Source organism: Flavobacterium kochi (assembly GCF_048286715.1).
Classification (GTDB): domain Bacteria; phylum Bacteroidota; class Bacteroidia; order Flavobacteriales; family Flavobacteriaceae; genus Flavobacterium.
In genome coordinates, this window is record NZ_JBLVPW010000002.1 from 181,444 (window position 1) to 200,179 (window position 18,736).

The 18,736-nt window shown below is 40.5% G+C and carries 13 protein-coding genes; 2 read left to right on the forward strand and 11 right to left on the reverse strand.

The window, feature by feature from the left end:
* Window positions 1–9: 9 nt before the first annotated feature.
* The 8 genes from ACNQGH_RS03220 to ACNQGH_RS03255 all read right to left on the reverse strand — a co-directional run bounded on the left by ACNQGH_RS03220 (window position 10) and on the right by ACNQGH_RS03255 (window position 8,355).
* Window positions 10–417, reverse strand: coding sequence for a TIR domain-containing protein (locus tag ACNQGH_RS03220; protein WP_417954543.1), 408 nt, complete (start codon window positions 415–417; stop codon window positions 10–12).
* A gap of 5 nt (window positions 418–422) precedes the next feature.
* A complete protein-coding gene (locus ACNQGH_RS03225) occupies window positions 423–977 on the reverse strand; it encodes a hypothetical protein (RefSeq protein ID WP_417954544.1) in 555 nt (184 codons plus the stop codon).
* Window positions 978–1,002: 25 nt separating this feature from the next.
* On the reverse strand, window positions 1,003–2,157 hold the full coding sequence (locus ACNQGH_RS03230) for a patatin-like phospholipase family protein (protein ID WP_417954545.1): 1,155 nt from the start codon (window positions 2,155–2,157) through the stop codon (window positions 1,003–1,005).
* Window positions 2,158–2,918: 761 nt separating this feature from the next.
* Window positions 2,919–3,209, reverse strand: coding sequence for a helix-turn-helix domain-containing protein (locus ACNQGH_RS03235; protein ID WP_417954546.1), 291 nt, complete (start codon window positions 3,207–3,209; stop codon window positions 2,919–2,921).
* A gap of 345 nt (window positions 3,210–3,554) precedes the next feature.
* Complete coding sequence (gene mobC, locus ACNQGH_RS03240) at window positions 3,555–5,537, reverse strand: conjugal transfer protein MobC (RefSeq protein WP_417954626.1); 1,983 nt, start codon at window positions 5,535–5,537, stop codon at window positions 3,555–3,557.
* Window positions 5,538–5,593: 56 nt separating this feature from the next.
* Window positions 5,594–6,880 (reverse strand): relaxase/mobilization nuclease domain-containing protein, encoded by a 1,287-nt coding sequence (locus ACNQGH_RS03245; RefSeq protein ID WP_417954547.1) that lies wholly within the window; start codon window positions 6,878–6,880, stop codon window positions 5,594–5,596.
* On the reverse strand, window positions 6,865–7,260 hold the full coding sequence (locus ACNQGH_RS03250; protein ID WP_417954548.1) for a plasmid mobilization protein: 396 nt from the start codon (window positions 7,258–7,260) through the stop codon (window positions 6,865–6,867). The genes ACNQGH_RS03245 and ACNQGH_RS03250 overlap by 16 nt, the downstream gene beginning before the upstream one ends.
* Window positions 7,261–7,458: 198 nt before the next feature.
* Window positions 7,459–8,355, reverse strand: coding sequence for a toprim domain-containing protein (locus ACNQGH_RS03255; protein ID WP_417954549.1), 897 nt, complete (start codon window positions 8,353–8,355; stop codon window positions 7,459–7,461).
* A gap of 427 nt (window positions 8,356–8,782) precedes the next feature.
* Between ACNQGH_RS03255 and ACNQGH_RS03260 the strand changes: the two genes are divergently transcribed.
* Window positions 8,783–10,303: a MauE/DoxX family redox-associated membrane protein gene (locus ACNQGH_RS03260; protein WP_417954550.1), complete on the forward strand. Its 1,521-nt coding sequence runs from the start codon at window positions 8,783–8,785 to the stop codon at window positions 10,301–10,303.
* Between the two features lie 129 nt (window positions 10,304–10,432).
* The gene (locus ACNQGH_RS03265) at window positions 10,433–10,717 is read left to right on the forward strand and encodes a DUF6520 family protein (RefSeq protein ID WP_417954551.1); all 285 of its coding nucleotides are present in this window, start codon (window positions 10,433–10,435) and stop codon (window positions 10,715–10,717) included.
* 68 nt (window positions 10,718–10,785) lie between these two features.
* Here the strand turns inward: ACNQGH_RS03265 and ACNQGH_RS03270 are convergent, their stop codons facing one another.
* Genes ACNQGH_RS03270 through ACNQGH_RS03280 form a run of 3 tightly spaced genes read right to left on the reverse strand, consistent with a single transcriptional unit; the run spans window position 10,786 to window position 17,924 of the window.
* A complete protein-coding gene (locus ACNQGH_RS03270; RefSeq protein ID WP_417954552.1) occupies window positions 10,786–13,446 on the reverse strand; it encodes an alpha/beta hydrolase family protein in 2,661 nt (886 codons plus the stop codon).
* Window positions 13,446–14,873 (reverse strand): RagB/SusD family nutrient uptake outer membrane protein, encoded by a 1,428-nt coding sequence (locus ACNQGH_RS03275; RefSeq protein ID WP_417954553.1) that lies wholly within the window; start codon window positions 14,871–14,873, stop codon window positions 13,446–13,448. Before ACNQGH_RS03275 ends, ACNQGH_RS03270 begins: the two co-directional genes overlap by 1 nt.
* Window positions 14,874–14,891: 18 nt before the next feature.
* The gene (locus ACNQGH_RS03280; protein WP_417954554.1) at window positions 14,892–17,924 is read right to left on the reverse strand and encodes a SusC/RagA family TonB-linked outer membrane protein; all 3,033 of its coding nucleotides are present in this window, start codon (window positions 17,922–17,924) and stop codon (window positions 14,892–14,894) included.
* Between the last annotated feature and the right edge of the window lie 812 nt (window positions 17,925–18,736).

The window sequence follows — 18,736 nt, forward strand, 5'->3', positions numbered from 1 at the left end:
GTGATTAAATTAATTATTTTTTGATTTACTCAAAGCTTGTACTATTCCATCTAAAGTAAATCCATTTGTGATAGATGTATAATTTGGTAAACCCGATGGGAGTGTGTTGCTAGAATTAATTCTTACAGCTGCGAATTTTAATTTCGTATCTTCTTGCTGGGCCCTGTTAATTTCCCATTTTATCCATTTACTTGAATATGATTTTTCGCCAATAATTACAAGAATGTATTCTGATTCTTTCATCTTTTTAGTTAATGCAGCTTGTATAACACTAGCGTCAGTACTATCAATTGCCACATTGGGAGATCGCAGATCGAACTCAAAATCAAAATCTGTATTAGCATCCCATGCTCTCAATAACTCTTTATAGTGAACATCTTCACTATGGTCGTAACTTACAAATACTTTTTTAGCCATGTTTTTTATATTTCATTTATATTAATAATGTTTATTTTTGCTCCTTTATCTTTAGCTATATTTATCATATGTTCTGTTCCTCCATTTCCATCTCCACCTTTCTCATCCCATAAAGCAATGAGTGTCATGTTTTTTTCTTCGACTTGTAGAGCATGATCAAGCATCCATAAGTTTGCCACTGCCCATATATTATTTTGTGCAATATTGCTTCTATCTACAGATAATATGTGTATAGGTAATTTTTTAGTTAGTTTATCAAAACGGATGTCCCATGCCGTTCCCGCAAATGAAACCGATCGCTTTTTAAATTCTTCAACAGGAAAAGCAAGGTACATTTCAGTTGGTATACCGATTTCTTCGCACAATTCATGAAATAGTATGTCTCCACCACATGCTCCTCCTGCAATCCCTGTCAACACTTTCTTCGTTGTTGCTTTTTCTTTAATCAATTGCTTGAGAATTTCAGCTCTTACTACCATTTCTTTACTTGCAGGAAAGCGAGGCTCTTCTCTTTCCTTTTCATCAATCATATGTCCTGTAAATAAAATTGTATGCTTCATATATCAAGATTTTTACTGCAAATTGTTAGATAAAACTTTTGAAATGGTCTTTAACATTAACCTGATTTTGTCCCACGGCTCTGCCCACTTCTCTTAATTGAGGAATATACTTTACAGAATCCATTTCTCTTACTTCGTCAGAATCAATATGACTAAGACCGGTATCTTTCAAGCCTTGAACACTTAAGTCAGCGTTATAACGCGTATATAGAAAATGTTTTTCAGCATCCGTTTCCATGCTAAGTGGCTGACCTGTGGAATCCAGCGGTATCATATCGTTTAATTCACGGTCTATATTAGCTCCAAAAATGCAACGTCCAACGGTTCTACAATTAATATCCTGATCTACCTGCATGGCGTACATAAGGTTGTTAGGTAATTCTTTTAGGGTATCTAATAAGTTGTTGTACACTCCGGCAGAAGGCGCTGATCCAGTGCCAACAGAAACAATCAATAAATTTTTTTCGCCCGTTTTCCAGTTAAGTCCGTAGGCCGCCTGGGTAGCCATTTTATATAAAAGAAAGGAAGGATTGTTGTAGGGAGTTACACCTCCATCAACAAAAACAAATGTTTTTTCAGGATCATTGGGGTCCCATTGTAATGTTTCTGGTCGAAAATAAGCGGGTGCCGCGGTGCTTGCTCGTACAAGTTGGTAAAGTGGTATTTTTAAATTGCAGTCTGCTCTGTCAGTTCTATTGTACTTTGCATTTGGATTATTACTGATTGGCCAAGGAGAGTCTGTCGTCCGGTTCATTGTTACTACTAATAATAAGGTCTTAAACTTTCCTGATGAAATATTAATATCTCCTTCTCCAAATGTATTTTTTAGTTCTTTCAGTAAAGGACCATCATTGTAAAAGTGTTTTACTCTTTTTAATAAAAAAGATTTATCAAACATGGCCTCACCTTTATCCTCATAAAAATTGAGAAGTTCATTAACGGACATTCCTAAAGAGAGACCAGCTGCTATTATTGCTCCAGTACTTGTGCCTCCGATATAGTCGAAGTAGTCGCTCAATCTAAAATTGTCACCCTTTTTTAATTCGGTTTTAAGTTGATTTTCTATCTCTAAAAGAATTTCCAATGTTAGCACACCTCGTATACCGCCTCCATCAAGTGAAAGGATTTTGCGTGGTTCTTCTTTTTCGTAGCGTTGCGTTAATGGTCCCCAATTTGACATGTTTTTATTTTAATATTAAGATTATGAACTAACTTTTGCGTGAAGGGTCGACTCGTGTGTTGGGCAAAAACAAATGTGCCATTTGCGCGACTAAAAAATATTGAATTAAAATAAAAGTTTGGTGGGAAAATAAAAAAATACAGAAAAATGTCACTCGTCGATGCTATTGCAATATAGTCTATATATTGTTGTTCACCTACCAAAATTTATACTCCAGTTTAGTTTTTGTCTATTTAAGGATTAAGTTTTATTTTTGTTAATTCGAACTATTTTTTAATATTTAGGGTAAGAATGATCGTATTAGTTATACTTTTATTAAAGTTCTAAAGTAGGAATTTTTTCTGAATATTGTAAGGTAAATTTGAAAGAGTTTTGAATAGATTTACAGTAGATGATTTAAAAATTGTAGTTTCTAAATTAAAAAACTTCCAAATTAATTGTCGGGAGTTCTGAATTAAGTAATTATTATATGGTTAATCTTGACGATCGTAATTGTCTAAAGTTTCTAAGGGCGTAGCATATTGATCTAAAACGCCAAGAATTCCTTTTGCCTCAACGGAAGACAAATTTTTCTATCTAATAACAGGACTTTCTCCGCCAGTACAAAACTTTCTGTATTTTGCAACATTTAATGGCTTTGATTATCGATCAGTTCTACTTGTGAAGAATTGAATCGAGCTTTACTATTATCTTTCAAATAAGGAAGCATGTTATTAAATTGCCCTTCTAAATTATTTTTTAGTATATAATTTTTTTAAAAACTAGATTTCAATCAGTATTTTTACTTTTCCTCCCAATCCTTTTTCTACAATGTCGTACAGGGTCTTAAGCGTTAGGTTATTGCCGTTATTTTCTATTCGTGAAATATATTCCCTTTTCTTGTCCACGATTTCGGCTAATTGAGTTTGTGTTAAGTGTTTTTCCTCTCTAGCTTTTTTAAGCATAAGGCCAATTTTGAAACTTTCAAAATCCCTATCAAGTTCGTCGCGTCTTCCGGTTCCTTGTTCCCCGTAAACGGTATTTTTTATTTCTTTCCAGCTTTTAATTTCCATTGTCGTTTTCTTTTGACTGATAATACTCGCTCATTAATCGTTTTGCCTTATCGATTTCGTTCTTTGGTGTTTTTTGGGAAAATCTTATCCTGTACTTTTCGAGTCTGACCTAAAAGAAATTCCTCGAAATAGCTTTTAAACGCTATAACTTCTCTGATCTTCATAATGCAAATGTAACATAAAAGTTACTATATTTTTTAAATTTATAAATATCAGGAAAGTACCGATTAATCATTTCAGTATTGCGGTAATTGCTTTTGATCCTGATTACTTTATCAATTCGACAATATCTTTAAATTGCTCCTGTATCATCATTTTTATATTTTGAGAGTTTTCAATTATATTTTATTTTTTTATCACTAAATGAGCCTGTCCAGGATCATTTAGCAGGCGATCCATTTCCGAGCGCATAATCTCTTGAATATCCTGTTTTATTTGTAAATAGTTTCGTTGCACCATTGTGCTATCCAGTTTGTGAATCATCTCAATGTCTTTATAACTGTTCTCTTCTTTTCTTAAAGCGTCATGGTCATTAACTATTTCACAATGAAAAGTTTTTAATTCAATTTTGCAATCAGGATTATCAGCAACCATGCCTACAAATTCACCAGAACTTAAAGTAGCAATCTTGGAAGGAGGGACGGCAGACTCTAACTGTTTGGAACGACTGATGGAGGTGTCACCGCTATTTATAGACAAACTCTCTCTGTCCTGCATAATTTTTCCAAATCGCTCTGACAACTGCTTAGCCGAGTCACCGTTTACCTGACCGCTAATAATGTTTCCTGTAATGTTCATAATCACATCAGCCTGTTCCCGTCCATAATCTTTGCGAAGCTGGCTGAAGTCCTGAATCCCCAGGCAAGTGGCCACTTTGTTGCTTCGGGCTGTGGCAATAAGACTGTCCATATTGTTGAGGTAAATCGTTGGAAATTCATCGAATATCAGGCTACTCTTCAGTTTCCCTTTCTGATTCACCAGTTTTATCAGGCGGGCTACAAACAAGGATATTACGGCGCCGTAAATTTGTATTTTTTGAGGATTATTCACAATGCATACAATCTTTGGTTCCTCAGGATTATTGATGTCTAATGTAAAGTCATTTCCTGATAGCACATAATACAATTGGGGAGAGGAGAGTCTCGCCATTGCAATTTTAGCCGAAGCGATTTGTCCTTCTAATTGTTCCATTACATTATGGAGATACGCATTTACGAAAGGATTAATGAGTACTTCAATTTCCTTTTCTGTTCGCAATAGGGTAAACAAGTTGTCATAGCCCAGTTGCATGAGCTCAATAACGTGTGGAAGTGTACAGAATCGGCCGTCCTTATATTTCTTTAAATACCAAATTATGGCGGTAAGGAAGTTAATCGGTGATTCAACAAAAAAATCTCCCTGTCTTTTAATCCATTCCCTGTTTAATCCCAATAAAATTGTTCGTGCTGACTCCACTGCATCCGTAATGTCGGTCATAGCAGAAGGCTCTAAGGGATTGCATCTATGGGTACGTGTCAGGTCATCAAAATTGATCACATAAAATTGCGGCGGGACAGGATAGCGGTGTTTGTATTTCAGCCAGGTATTATATGTGATTCTGGATAGATCGTCGAACTTGAAATCATATACGAACATAGTAAATCCTTTACGGATATGCTGGGTAATAACGTGTCGTATTACAAAGTATGATTTACCGGATCCCGGAGTCCCCAAGACCATTAAAGCACGAAAAGGATTGATGATATTGATCCAGCTGCTCCGAACTTTATCTTTCAAATGATATCGCGCCGGCAGGTTGATAGAATACTCATTTTCCAAAAGCCTTTCTTCCTGTGGAAAGGTTTCATTTTCTTTATTAAAAATATCCTTGTGGTCGAGTCTGTTTTTTATAATGCGGGATAATAGGGTGCCACCTGATAGGATTAGAAGAAAACCACCCGAAGTAATAAACATATATACTATTGCTGCCTGTACTATTTGTATTTTCAGATATAATAAAAAGTAGCCGATAAAATAAATCAGAATACCTGTAATAATATAGACAAAAGCTGTTTTATAATTCAGTTTTTCATCTTTACGTCCTTTGACACCTATTAGGGAAATCATTAAAAATCCCAACACAAAGAATTTGGATTTATGAAAGTTACTGAACAATCCTGTATTTTGGATATTGCCTAAAATGGTATTACCTAAGCTGCTAACAAAATGCCATGCTCTAAAAGCAGCGTAACAGTAATAATAAAAATGGATTACCAGTAGTATGATGCTGATTAGTCTGGTCATATCCATGATTTTCCTCAATGCCTGTTCGTTTTCTCCGGTATGCATAGCCATAACTTTTAATTTTTTTTAGTAATCACTTATAGTCTTTACGAAATGGATTATTATCTTATTTTTTGCTTGCTTTTCAGTTGGTGCGGAAGGGATGTTGCAGTCTGTCCGAATTGGGTAAGCATATCCGCTACTTTTGCAATTGCAGTATTTGATTCAGCAGATTTATTCTTTAAGAACGCATCACCATTAGTTGTTTTATCAATTTGCGAATTAGCCGTTTGAGCGATGCCTTCGTGTAAGTTTTCATTGTCATAATCAGTTATTTTTTGTCCAATTACAATGTCTAATCCACAACGCTCCTGTATAGCCTCAGCACTGTATTGCTTGCCCAGCGTACTGCCATTAAAAACACATTTGGAGACATGGTCTACATAGATAATTTCATAAAGTAAACCTTCTCCGTTTTTCTTAAAAACGGTATTAATTCCCTCCTTTTCCAGCGTTTTGACCAGTTGGTTCACGGTCATTCCTTTCGCTCTTAGCAGCGCCAAATCAATGCTGTTTTTTATCCGTGTTTTGTCAGGTATTCTGCTGACTTCATTATCATTAAATTTTTCTTCTAAAAATTTAAGAGTTGGCTTATTGTTAAAATCACTCGCTTTAATTGGAACCCCAATTGGCTTACCCTTTTCGTCCAGTATTTGGTATAGTAGTCCTTTAACTAAAAACATTTTTGAATGCTCACCGCCACGATTAGCCGTGATATTGTATTGTTTTAGCACCGCATTAAGTTCGGGAAGGCTCGCATACTTGTACTGGTTCAGTATCACATTCAAAACATCGGTTACTGCTTTCTTTGATTCCATTCGACCGTAGTGCACTTTGCTGATAACAACAGGCTGTAAATGAAATTCCGCTGCCTTTTTTCGTCCTTCCGCTTTAACAAGCCCAAAGAGTTCTTCAATCTCCTTTCTTGCTGGCTCTGATTTTTTTATAACTAAATCATGCATGAAAATCTGCTTGCCATCTCTCTCGATAGTTATTGAAACCACATGCAGGTGTTGGTGTCCTGTGTCGTAATGTTGGTACACTAAATAAGGCTGTTTTCCGAAACCTATTTTCTCCATATAGCTATCCGCAATGGCCATTAGTTTTTCTTTGGAATGGTTTTCTGATGGGGCAAAATTTAGAGAGATATGGACACTGTTGCACTTTGCGTTGTCGTTTAATGCAATTCGCTTTATAAAGCGGTCTAGCTTTATGATATCGTTCATTTTGTCGACATGGACAGAATAGTTTCCTGCACCGATGCAGGCCGCAGCACCCGTTTTCACTTTGTTCTCATTGTAGTTTAAAATGCGATGGATCGAGCGGCCTATATTTAGGATTGTAACCATTGGTTCGTGATTTTTTGGAAGTGTTTTTCGATCTCTTCCACCTTGTTGAAAAGAATTGTTTTCTCCAGTTCGTAGCGTATAATCCAGTCCCTGAATTCGGGATGATGTTGGATGGTATGTAATTTTGTTATAAGCAGAGTAAGGTTATTCCCGATAGCAATAAGCTCATTGCGAAGCGCTATCGTTTCCTCCATAAAATCATCTAATGACTGATTTCTGTAATTGGTGGTAATGGGCTTGTCTAAGACTTTTTTTCGGGCATATTCGGTTAGGTTTCGGCAAGTGCTGGCTTTGCATTTAGGTTCAATTTTTGCATATTCTTCGGGCGTAAGTCGCAGCCCGATCATACGTGGTCTGTTTGAATTTTCTTTTTTCATCATCTATAATTTTCATTGATTTTAAATTCTTTTTTCAGTGTCACTGCCCGAGTTCCTGGTGACTGGATTGCGATAAACCAGAGAGTTGATGATTGAAGGAACTTAACCCTCTTTTTGTTACTTTAATGTTTATCTGAATTTTATATCTTTCTATAGTTTAAGATTCTTTGTAATCATAGCGTTGAGGAAATGGGTATTAACTTATTTTTTGCTTAGATGTCTTTTTCTTAATTTGCCGAAATTCATCGCCCAATCATTTAGGTCTTTATAGTTTGAATATAGTTTGCTTTCATCGCTATATTTAGTACTCAAAGAAAGTGCGCGCCTGGTATAACTTAGTCCCGTTTCATCCCGATCAAGATAAAGTCGGATTGATTGATGATTTTCCATAAAAGGACGGGCTTTTTTGAAGAAAGAAACAGAATTTAGAATAACAAAATCCTGACTGTTTTCAGGAAGGTTTTTGTTCATGGCTTTGAAGGAAAGAAAGTCTATAAAACCCTCAAAAACGATAACTTCATTACTGCTATTATCAAAGGAGGTAATACCCTTAGGAGAACTGCTTGTTTTGAAATAGGGGGTACGAATTTCAAAGCCTCCCAAATCATTTTTAAAGCCAATTCCGTAGTAGGTGTTTTTATTTAAAGTATACCGAAGTTCACAGCAATAGTGTTGCGCAATTTCAATAGGAATTCTTCTCTGTCCGAGATAACGCAAAAGGGATGGGGAGGTAAGTGGAATGGATTTCAGAATTTTAATTTTAGTCTCCTGTTTACCAATGTTATCAACTTGCTGAATTGTTGGCTGTTGAAGTGAAAAATTCCCAGTTAAATTTTGTAGTAATTCGTCGAGTGTGCAGTTGTAATAGTGCAGTCCAAAATCAATTAGCGTACCGCCTTTTCCGATTCCATGGTCGTACCAACAATTAAGTTTTTGGTTGACTTTGAAAGAGGGAGTTCTTTCATCCCTGAAAGGGGAGAAGAACCAGAAATCCTCCCCTCTGATTTTAGAAGGCTTAAAACCTAAAACAGACAAATAGCTAATCATATCGATTGTCTTAGCTTGTACTAGTGTTATTGTATGGTTTGTGAAATTCATAACAGTCATTTTATCAGGTTCTTATTTCAGCTATTCTCTACGAATGTATAAAAGGTTATTAACCTGACCAATCCTCCCCGTATTTTGACTAGGATCGGAAAATCTTTCTATTTGGTCCACTCCAATTCCGCGATATATTGAATAGGTAGCTAACACGTCATTTTACCCAAAATAGTATGGTTTTGTCAATTTTAAGTAAATTTTTGATATGCTGTTTTGGCTTTATCAAGAGTAAATTTGTATCTGTTTCCTCCATTTCCTATTAATTCAGGCAGTTAAAGACCATTTATTTTACTGCCGTCGGAAATGATGAAATAATAAATTTTATACAAATCTCCTGGTAATACCTAATTGGTAGTTTCAATGAGGAATAGGTTATTACCAGTGATAATTTCAGTGTTTATTATACATTAAAACTTCAACTAACATGAAATCAAAAGTAAATTTTAGGGAAATAATTGTGAAAGGCATTTGCTTGCTTTATATAATGTTATTCGTTTATGCAGCAGTGAGTAAATTTTTGGATTTTGAAAACTTTCAGGTGCAGTTGGGACAGTCGCCTTTATTGAGTGCTTTTGCAGGATGGGCTTCTTGGGGTGTTCCGATTATAGAAATTTTGATAGCCATTGTGCTGCTATTTCCAAGACACCGGTTAGTTGGACTTTTTGCTGCTTTCAGCCTGATGGTTATGTTTACCACCTATATCATTATCATTTTAAATTTCAGTTCCTTTATTCCTTGTTCCTGCGGTGGGATTCTTGAGAAATTGGGTTGGACTGAACATTTGGTGTTTAATATTGTGTTTGTACTATTGGCGGCATCGGGTATACTGATACTAATCCTGCATGGCGTGTCTGAGGAACGCCGAATTTTAAAGCCCGCAGCTCTGGCCAATATTTTTTCATTATGCTTATTTTGCAGCATTGGTATCGTTGCCTCGTTGTTTTTGTTGTCGGAAGACATGATTCATCAGCGTAACCCCTTTGTACGCCGATTTCCTATCCATGTGCAAAAGGAGGTGTCTCAATTCGATCTTCACTATAATTCTTATTATTTTGCAGGCATCGCCGATGGAAAGATTTATTTAGGCAATAGTACCGCACCATTACATATACTGGCTGTTGATACTTCACTTGCTGGGGCAGCGCGGAAACAAATCAAATTAGACCGGGTCAAACTTCCCTTCCATTCCGTGCAGGTAAGGATAACTCCACCATATTTTTACGTATCTGATGGTACTGTTCCCTGTTTTTATAAGGGAAGCACAAAAGATTGGAAAGCGCTATTACAGAAAGGCAAAATAATGCATTTTTCCCTTATGGAACCTATTGACAGCGTAACATTGGCCTTTCGAGGTTCCGATCCAAAAACAGGAGAAAACAGGATTGGACTTTTTAAATTAGGAACCCTTACAGCTACCACTACCAATCCGGACTTATTGCAGAAACAGCTTGATGGAATTTTTGATACCGATGGTATGTTACTTTACAATTCGCAGCGAAAATGGTTGCATTATATTTATTATTACCGCAATCAATTTGTTACCGCTGATACCAAATTAGTATTGAAACACACGGGGAATACCATAGATACTGTCAGCAAAGCACAGCTCAAAATCGCTAATCTACGTGGAGGTGAAAGCAAACTTTCCGCTCCTGCGCTGCTGATAAACAGGACCGTCGCAGTATATAAAAATTTATTGTTTGTTAATTCTGACCGTATTGGAAAATATGAAGATGATTCGATGCTAAAACATGCTACTATAGTTGACATCTATAATCTCAACTCAGGCAACTATCTTTTGAGTTTTTATCTCTACCATATCAATAAACAAAAAATGAAAAGCTTTAAGGTTGTTGGCAATACAATATACACTTTGACAGGTGACTACTTAACCCGTTCTGTATTAAGTAAAGAAATAACGGCTTTTTATGACCAAGGGAAATAACAAGTAAACAGTATAATCTTAAGAAAATGAAATTTCTGTTTTGAATATGAAATATATCGGGCCCGATATATCAGGGGAACGACTGAAAACCTGTAAACAGAGTAGGTCAAAACTTTAAATTTTAATATTATGAAAACTAAAATCCCGCAATTTATTTTGCCAATGTTAGTGGTAGTATTTGCTATCGCAACAGCATTCAACACGAATGCATCCGCCAGCAGTAAAAAAGCTGCTGTTCTTGTTACGGGTTACATCCAGCACATCGGTGCTGAGGAACCTTGTGAGCAGTCCAACGATTGTGCCACCAGTGGAGTCACTTTTTGCAGAGTGGGTCAGGTAGCCACCAACCCGCGTCTTTGGGATAAAAATGCCAACGACCAGTGTGTTATCCCACTATACAAACCGGCTCAGTAATTAATTGATAACCACAAAAAAGCAATGCAGTCCCATAAGGACTGCATTGTCATTTAAAATAACCGGTATTATATCTTTTCCATCCATTGTGCCGATGGCTGTCCTTTTAGGTAATGATCAAACCACAGCTGGGTGCGCTGGGTAAGATCGGCATCATGTTCTTTTTTTTCCATTGCATGCTCCTCATCCGGATACGCCAGCATAATGTGTTTTTTACCCAACCTGCGCAACGCAAAATAAAACTCAAAGGTTTGTGTTGTATCAATGTGCAGGTCCCTTAACCCGGTCCAGGAAAGTAAAGGCGTTGTAATATTGGCTGCCTGTAATATGGGGGAATTATCAAGGTATCTTTTTGGATCTTCAAAAAGTGATTTCCCCATCCGTGATTGAAAACTCTCGATCCTGAAATAATTGGGATGATTTGTATTTCGTGCTATAGACAAATAATTGCTGACATTATCTGTTATTGCCGCTCCCGCAACAGCAGCTGCAAATATATTGGTTTGGGTGATGATAAAATCGGTTTCAAATCCTCCAAAAGAATGTCCTATAATCCCGATTTTTTTTTCGTCAACCACTCCCATATCCACTACGGTCTTTACTGCAGCAGTTACACAATCAACAGCAGAGAAGCCCACTTTCCCAATTTCGAAAGCTATATCAGGCATCAAAACAAAATAGCCTTTAGTAGTTAAATTGCTCACATTAAAACCGTCTGTATTATACAAGGAAGGTCTCCAGTATTCATTAAAGTAAGGTGTCTGTCTTTGATATACGTGCACGATCATAGGGTATCGGGTTCCCGGTTGATAGTCTGCCGGATAAAACAAAGTTCCTTTGAGGGGTTTTCCGATGGAATTGGTATAGGAAATCAAACTCGATTTTCCCCAAAAATAGTACTGCTGTTGCCCATTGCTCTGTACCAGAGGCACCACTTTTTCCTTTTCTTTTTTGACACAAATCTGCAGCGGACTTTCAAAGCTTTGTTCTGTCCATACCAATGTTTCACCAGCTGCGGCTTTGAGCAGTCCATCCACTTTTTTATTACCATAGGTCAATGCCTTAGCTACGGAGCCATTTTTCCAAAAATAATATCCTGAAGCGCTATAGTCGTCCGCTGTAGCTGATAAAAGCACCGTTTTGGAAAGATCAAACAGACCGGCAACAACATGATCTCCCCCTGTACTGACAGCACGCTGTTCCGGTTTTAAAGGCACCAGCCTGAAAACGATTCCTTTTTCGCGTCCGTCGGTAAGCCGAGCAGCCTTTGAACCATCGGGAGTGACTTGCCAAAGATCATATTGGTCATAAAGCAGTATCGATTTTTCATCAGTTGTCCAGCCGGGGTTTCTATAGGTTTCCGCTTCATCGGGCATGTCATGATAGATATTGGCCAAAGGCACGTTGAGCATTGGAGTCAGGTCAAAGTGCAGGTCCCGGGCAATATCATAATTATACCATTTGCCTTTTTTGAAATAACAAATATAATTGCCTTTTGGAGAGAATACCAGATGGTTTGGTAGTCCGCTTTGGCCTTCAAGCATTAGTTTCCTGACTCCTGTCTTAATATCCGTGATGTACAGATTACGGTCCGGCTGGTATTTGAACTGGGGCTCAAAATCCTGTTTGTTGTAGGTAATGATATATTGCTCATTGACCGTCAGCATCCCTTGGGGCTGATCGTTATCGGTAAGTGGTAAAAAATAGTGGTTTGTAGGTTCCCAGACCGTCATCTTAGCAAATTTGCTCCAGCCGTCAATAGCCTTTTCTGCCGGATACAACCACTTGTCAGCGGCATTCCATACCTGAACGGCATTTTCATCTGTTTTTGCCACAGCCTGCTGTTGCATTTTAAAAAACACCCGTTGTCCGTCTTGTGATAGCTGAAGGGAAGACGAAATAATTGCCATTCCCTGGGGAAAGTTATATTCCGAGGGCACAAATTCGAATCGTTTATTCTCGGGAATGCTATAGTAATGAAGACGACAATTATGTTCTTCCTTTTGTAAAAAAGCCAACTGTTTTGAGTTATTTGACCATTTCAGCTGCTGGTAGGAACCAGCAGTATTCGTTGCAATAGTTGTAGCTGTATCTATACCTGTACCTGCAGCTCTACCCTCTTTTATAGTACTAAGCAAGGCCACTCCCGCTGTATAGGCAGTAGGGGAAGCCGTAAGATAGGCTACGTATTTACCGTCAGGGCTGACTTTATAGGCTTGCACATTTGCTGCTATTTTTTTAATGGCTCCATTGGTGCTATAGCAGTACAGTACTTTTGATTCTCCCTTTTGCTTTCTTAAAACCAGTAGCAGGGGACCTGCGATTTCATAACTGATGGCGTCAGTAATCCGTTGTTGTTTCCCTGAGGTAAGATGGGTCAGACAGAGCGTTTGTTCCGGCTCCTGGCAGACAAAGTACTCCTGGTTGTAAAATTGCCCGTTAGATCCTTTGGGGTAGCGGTAGATTTTATCCCCGACAATACTTTTTACAAATACCGTATCGCTGTCCTCATATCTTAGCTGGTAGCTCAAATAGTCCCCCTTTGGCGCGATACCGGAAAGATCCAGATGGCTCCATAAGTGATAGTCCCTGGCGGTGAGTTGTTTCTTGTTTGCAACCTGCCCCGATACGGAAAAGGTGACCAGTTCAAAAAAAATCAAAAGCACCATCGCTTTTGGGTATAAACGCCTTATACCTGTCTTTGCTGTACAATTTAAAAATGTTTTCATTAGTATCCTGGGTTTTGTGGTTTGAGATTGGGATTCAGATTGAGTTCTGTTTCCGGAATCGGTAAAAAGCTATCGGTAGTATTCCAGTCGGGCTTCACTCCCGAAAGCGCTGCATCGAGCTGTCCGGATCTTTTCAGATCAAAAAAACGGTGTCCGTACTCGGTAAAAAATTCAATGCGGCACTCGCGCAGCACCGCTGCCAAAATATCGGTTTTGGTCACGGCAGCAGTATCACCAAGACCGGCCCTGTTTCTGATTTTATTTAAATCTTCTTTAGCCCCGATCAGATCGCCCTGTTGTGCCCTAGCTTCGGCCCGTATCAGGTATTGTTCTGCCAGGCGCAATACAATGGGATACTCCTGTGAAGGGGTACTGGTAGCCGAACGCTTGTATTTATAGGCATGGTACCAAGTGGCAGTACCCTTGCTGATGGCCCTGATCCACTTGCTTTTTCTCAGATCGCCACTTTCAAAAGCGCTCATAAGACCAGTACTAAGGGCCACCAGTGGCGGTGGTCCCGAGCTAAAGATAAACGTGGCGCCTTCATCGGTATTTCGGGTGGCGGTGCGGGGGAACAGCTGCCAGATTGTTTCGGTGCTCCCTTTGAGAAAAACGCCATCTATAGTGTTCGGCCACACATACACTTCGGTATTGTTCAATACCGCTGAAGCGCTGTTAGCCGCTTCGGCCCATTGCCCGTGGTACAAATAGACTCTGGCCAGTAGCGCTGTGGCAACAAAGGAATTGGGACGCACCCGCCCCTCTGTTTCATAGTCGGCAGGCAAGAGTGTTTCGGCAGTGGTTAGGTCTTCAATAATATGGGCATAAACCCCGTCAGCGGTCATGCGCCCCACGGTGGTGTTCTGGTGGTAATCCGTAGTGGTGACATAAGGAATAGCACCCCAGAGCTGCAGCAGATAAAAATGTAAAAGCCCCCTTACCAATAAAGCCTCTCCGGTGAGCTGGTCCTTGTCTTTTTTTAGCAAGCCCTTCGAGCCTTGTACACCTTCCAGCACTGCATTGGCAGCATAAATGGGAGTGTAGCTGCTGTTCCACCAGCTTGATATACCCTGCATTGAGGGCAGCAGGGTATTGTTGTAAAAATGTACCGAAGGCAGTGCGTTGCTCCCATACCACGTTAGCTCGTCCGCATATAGTCCCAGCTCGCGGCTCATACCGGTTGTTTTGCCGGTCAACAGTCCGTTGTCACGGATCTGAGCATAGATATCGGTCATTGCAGCAGTGGCGGTATTCTTTTGCTCAAAAACTTCTGAGGCATTGAGCTCTGAAACAGGCATGTCCGTTTCAGAAAAGCTGTCGCAGCCAGAAAGCCAAAGAGAGATACCGGCTATGGCAATTCGGATCACCATGAGGTAAATCCCTTTATTACCACACAAATACAGGTTGTAAAAATGTTTTGATTTCATCTTGATCGGTTTAAAAAATTAGAAACTGAATTGTAATCCTGCGGTAATCACCCGTAAGGGTGGCAGGAACCCGGTAGCCCTAAACTCCGGATCGGGTCCTTTGAATGGGGTAATGGTGAGCACATTCTGCGCTTCAATCGTGCCACGGCAATGCATGCCGCCAAGCCATTGCGCCGGGAAATCATAACTAAGGGCCACATTTTTCAGCCGTACAAAAGAGGCATCGGTGATGACCGCATCACTCGCTACAAATTGGTACAAGGCAGTTTCTGCAGCCCCATTGGCACCGCTGCTATACAGCTGTGCCAGGCCTGTATCGCCGGTGTGCTGCCAGTGATTCCCGGTAATAGTGGCCTGATTGGCCATGGTACCGGGCAAGGCCAGCATGGCAGCGGTATTGTAGTTCTGTTGTTTTACAAACTGAAACAGGAAGTCCAGCTGCCACCCCTTGTATTTGAGCTGGTTGAGCAGTCCGCCAAAATAAGGCGGGTTAAGGTCTTTGATGAATTGCTTGTCCTCAGGGGCATTAATCGCGCCATCGTGGTTCATATCTTCAAACGTATAAATCCCGGTATCAGGGTCCAATCCTGTATAGTGAAAGACCTTGACAATATTTAACGGCTGTCCGATTACATAGCGGTTGCTGTAAGTGGAGCTTTCAAGATTGGGGAACGAGAGCAGTTTGTTTCGGGCGATGCTAAGGTTCAGACTGCTGGTCCAGTTAAAATCCTGACGCTGCAGGTTCACCGTGCGCAAGGTGAATTCCAGGCCACTGTTCTGCACCGTTGCATCCAAATTGGACTGCAACGAACTGAATCCTGTGGTTCCCGGTAAAGGGATGCCGACCAACTGGTCGGAAGAGCGGTTTCGGTACCCCGCTGCGGTCAGGAATAAGCGGTCTTTAAAAAATCCTGTTTCTATGGCCACCTCAAGTTTCCTATTGGTTTCCCATCCAAAATCAGCATTGTACAGCCGCGAGGGCTGCAGCCCGATGATTCCCTGATAGGTTGCAGCAGCCGGGGTATAGGTGTTGAGAAACTGATAGTTTCCAATCTGGTCATTACCCGTGATACCGTAACTGGCACGGAGTTTTCCAAAACTGATCCACGGGGCACGCTCCCTGAAAAAGTTTTCATTTGAAAACAGCCAGGCCGTTCCAACGGCCGCAAACCAGGCAAAACGATTGCCGGGTCCAAAACGGCTCGAGCCATCGCGTCTTCCGGTCAAGTTGATAAACCATTTCTCGCGCAGGTTGAAATTGGCCCGCCCAAAAAAGGATTGGTATTTGTACACCGACTCGTCGTAGCGCATCACCATCAGATCGGTGGCTGCCGCCGGGTTGTAAATCATACTGTTGCTGGTAAAACCAAAACCACCCATGGCCAGCAGTTTGTTGTTTTGCCTTTGCAGCGTGCTGCCCAGCAGCAATTCGGTTTTAAATATTCCAAATTGCTGTTTCCAGTTCAATTGCGGCTCTATGATCCAGGATTGGCGCGCCGTGGTATTATAAAAGATACTGGAAGATTCACTGTCCAAACCGAAGGCGGGGTTGTAAATGGTCGAGGGGAAGGTACTGCTTTCGTTGTGGTTCAGATCCGTAAACCCAAAGCTGGATTTGATTTCAAGGCCTTTAGACAATTGATAGACAAGGGTGGTGTTGGCAACCAGGTCACCGGTATTGGCTTTGGATAGTCCGCTGAGATTCCGCAACGGGTTTTCAAAGGTATTGTTTTCCCAATTCAGGTTACCCAATTCATCATACAATGCCGGTGCATTGGGAGGCAGTAACCAGGCTTCGGCAGTCAGATCGGTAGAAGGCTGGTCGTTATCCTGCATCGTATACCCGGCTGAAAAACTGATTTTAAAGCGCTCGTTTTCGGACAGGTGTTGCAGGTTCAGATGTACATTGGCTTTGACATAGGCAAAATCCCCCGGAAATACCGTAGTTTCTCTACCGTAATTACTGCTGATCAAAAACTGCGTTTGGGCAGAACCACCCGAGGCCGATGCCTGCAGGCTGGTGATGCTCGCTGTCCCTCCCAGCAATTTTTCCTGCCAGTTGGTATAGCGATTGGAATCCCAGGTCCCGTTGATGTCGTAGGCATTTTCGGGATATTCGGATATCCCGTCATTGGCGAAGGCTTCGGCGCGCATTTCAAGATACTGTTGGGTGTGCATCATGTCCATAAACCGGGTAACGTGTCCTGTCCCTTGCGAGACTGTGGCAGCAAACCGGGTTTTTCCCTGCTTTCCTTTTTTGGTGGTGACCAGCACCACACCGTTGGCACCCCGCGATCCATAAATAGCGGTGGCATCGGCATCTTTCAGCACCTCTATGCTCTCGATGTCCCCCGGATTGATATTGTTGAGCGGGCTGGTTGGTGCCGCCATGATCGTTGACGTAATCCCATTGCCGATAGGCTCCGAAGAATACGGCACGCCATCAATGATATACAGGGGCGCATTGCCCTCTGCACGCAAACTGTTCTGTCCCCGGATCTGTATCTCGAAGCCGCCTCCGGGCGTTCCTGTGGTTTGGGTAATATTAACTCCCGTCATCCGTCCCTGCATGGCGGCCAACATATTGGTGACCGGCTGTTTTTCGATGGCCGCAGAGGTGATTTTAGCAATGCTTCCGGTGCGTTCGCTTTCTTTTACGGAATAGTAGCCCGCATTGACGCGAACTTCCTGCAGTGCCGTCGCGTCTTCCTGCATCTGAATATTTAGTACGGAGTGACCCTCAACAGGGATTGTAACGGTCACAAAGCCTATATAGGTAAAAATAAGCATGTCGCTGGGAGATGCTGTTATAGAATATTTTCCATCAAAGTCTGAGATTACCGTTTTTTGGTGACCTTTTATAGAAATGGTGACCCCGGGTAAGGCGCTCGTACCATCGGTGATGATGCCGCTGATTTGGTTTTGCTGGGGTAGGGACTGTAGTTGCCTCAGAACGTTTTTTGCCGAAGCTGGGGTGTAGGATAGTGATAACCCAAAAAGAATCAGGTACCAAAAAGCCGAACCACCCTTGTAAAATGAAAAATTTTTCATAATATTGGAATAGTTAAATGAAACATTAGTTTTGTTAGCGATGGTCCTCTAAACTTGTTTTCCCGACGAAGTAGAGGGCCTTTTTTGTGTTTGCCGCGAAGGGCGTTGAGTCTTTATTTTGTCATAGGCGTGGGGTTTTACGGTTAGTTTATGGTTGTTTAGGTAGTACTAAATAACCTGCACCTTTTATTAATAAATTCAAATTAAATTAACCTAGGTGTTCAAAGAACCTTTCGGTGCAGGTGTTTTATAGTGAGTAATAGTTTATACAATCATAAGCAGTTTTTTTAAAGTTTTCAGACATCGTTTTTAGCTGGGATTAGGCATAAGTGTTTACTACCAGTTAAGAAAATGCTTTTTTCCTGATGGTGATTGATGCAGTTTACTGCTTGGAACCACTGTTGACGCTAAGCGTATGGTGTTTTAGGTGCGTTGTTGCATTTTACTTATAGGCATTCGGGTTTTAGCGGGTTGAACTGCTGCGAGACTATGAAAAAGGATGAAGTGGTGCTAAGAATGTAAAACGGAGAATTGTGCCAGGGGAATGAAAAAAGGCATGGAACTCAGCTTATCGAACAGAGGTACTGGCGGCACCAACCACAATAAGTGAGCCCACGCCATGGGACGTGAGCATCGTACTTATCATCTCGTGGTTTTAAAACGCCAGTTTTCTGTCCGAGATTCAAAGCGAATGCTTCAAATATTTTTAAATGAAGAAACGCAAAATTACTATTCGTAAATAGTAATTCAAAACAAATATATTGATTTTATTTCACATATCTATATGTATGTGTGAAATATTTTATTAATCC

Bases quoted from the DNA above. Each gene is read 5' to 3' on its own strand.
- ACNQGH_RS03270 (WP_417954552.1), bottom strand. From the start codon at position 13,446: ATGAAAACATTTTTAAATTGTACAGCAAAGACAGGTATAAGGCGTTTA.
- ACNQGH_RS03220 (WP_417954543.1), bottom strand. From the start codon at position 417: ATGGCTAAAAAAGTATTTGTAAGTTACGACCATAGTGAAGATGTTCAC.
- ACNQGH_RS03265 (WP_417954551.1), top strand. From the start codon at position 10,433: ATGAAAACTAAAATCCCGCAATTTATTTTGCCAATGTTAGTGGTAGTA.
- ACNQGH_RS03245 (WP_417954547.1), bottom strand. From the start codon at position 6,880: ATGGTTACAATCCTAAATATAGGCCGCTCGATCCATCGCATTTTAAAC.
- ACNQGH_RS03235 (WP_417954546.1), bottom strand. From the start codon at position 3,209: ATGGAAATTAAAAGCTGGAAAGAAATAAAAAATACCGTTTACGGGGAA.
- mobC (WP_417954626.1), bottom strand. From the start codon at position 5,537: ATGCATACCGGAGAAAACGAACAGGCATTGAGGAAAATCATGGATATG.
- ACNQGH_RS03280 (WP_417954554.1), bottom strand. From the start codon at position 17,924: ATGAAAAATTTTTCATTTTACAAGGGTGGTTCGGCTTTTTGGTACCTG.
- ACNQGH_RS03230 (WP_417954545.1), bottom strand. From the start codon at position 2,157: ATGTCAAATTGGGGACCATTAACGCAACGCTACGAAAAAGAAGAACCA.
- ACNQGH_RS03225 (WP_417954544.1), bottom strand. From the start codon at position 977: ATGAAGCATACAATTTTATTTACAGGACATATGATTGATGAAAAGGAA.
- ACNQGH_RS03250 (WP_417954548.1), bottom strand. From the start codon at position 7,260: ATGATGAAAAAAGAAAATTCAAACAGACCACGTATGATCGGGCTGCGA.
- ACNQGH_RS03255 (WP_417954549.1), bottom strand. From the start codon at position 8,355: ATGAATTTCACAAACCATACAATAACACTAGTACAAGCTAAGACAATC.
- ACNQGH_RS03260 (WP_417954550.1), top strand. From the start codon at position 8,783: ATGAAATCAAAAGTAAATTTTAGGGAAATAATTGTGAAAGGCATTTGC.
- ACNQGH_RS03275 (WP_417954553.1), bottom strand. From the start codon at position 14,873: ATGAAATCAAAACATTTTTACAACCTGTATTTGTGTGGTAATAAAGGG.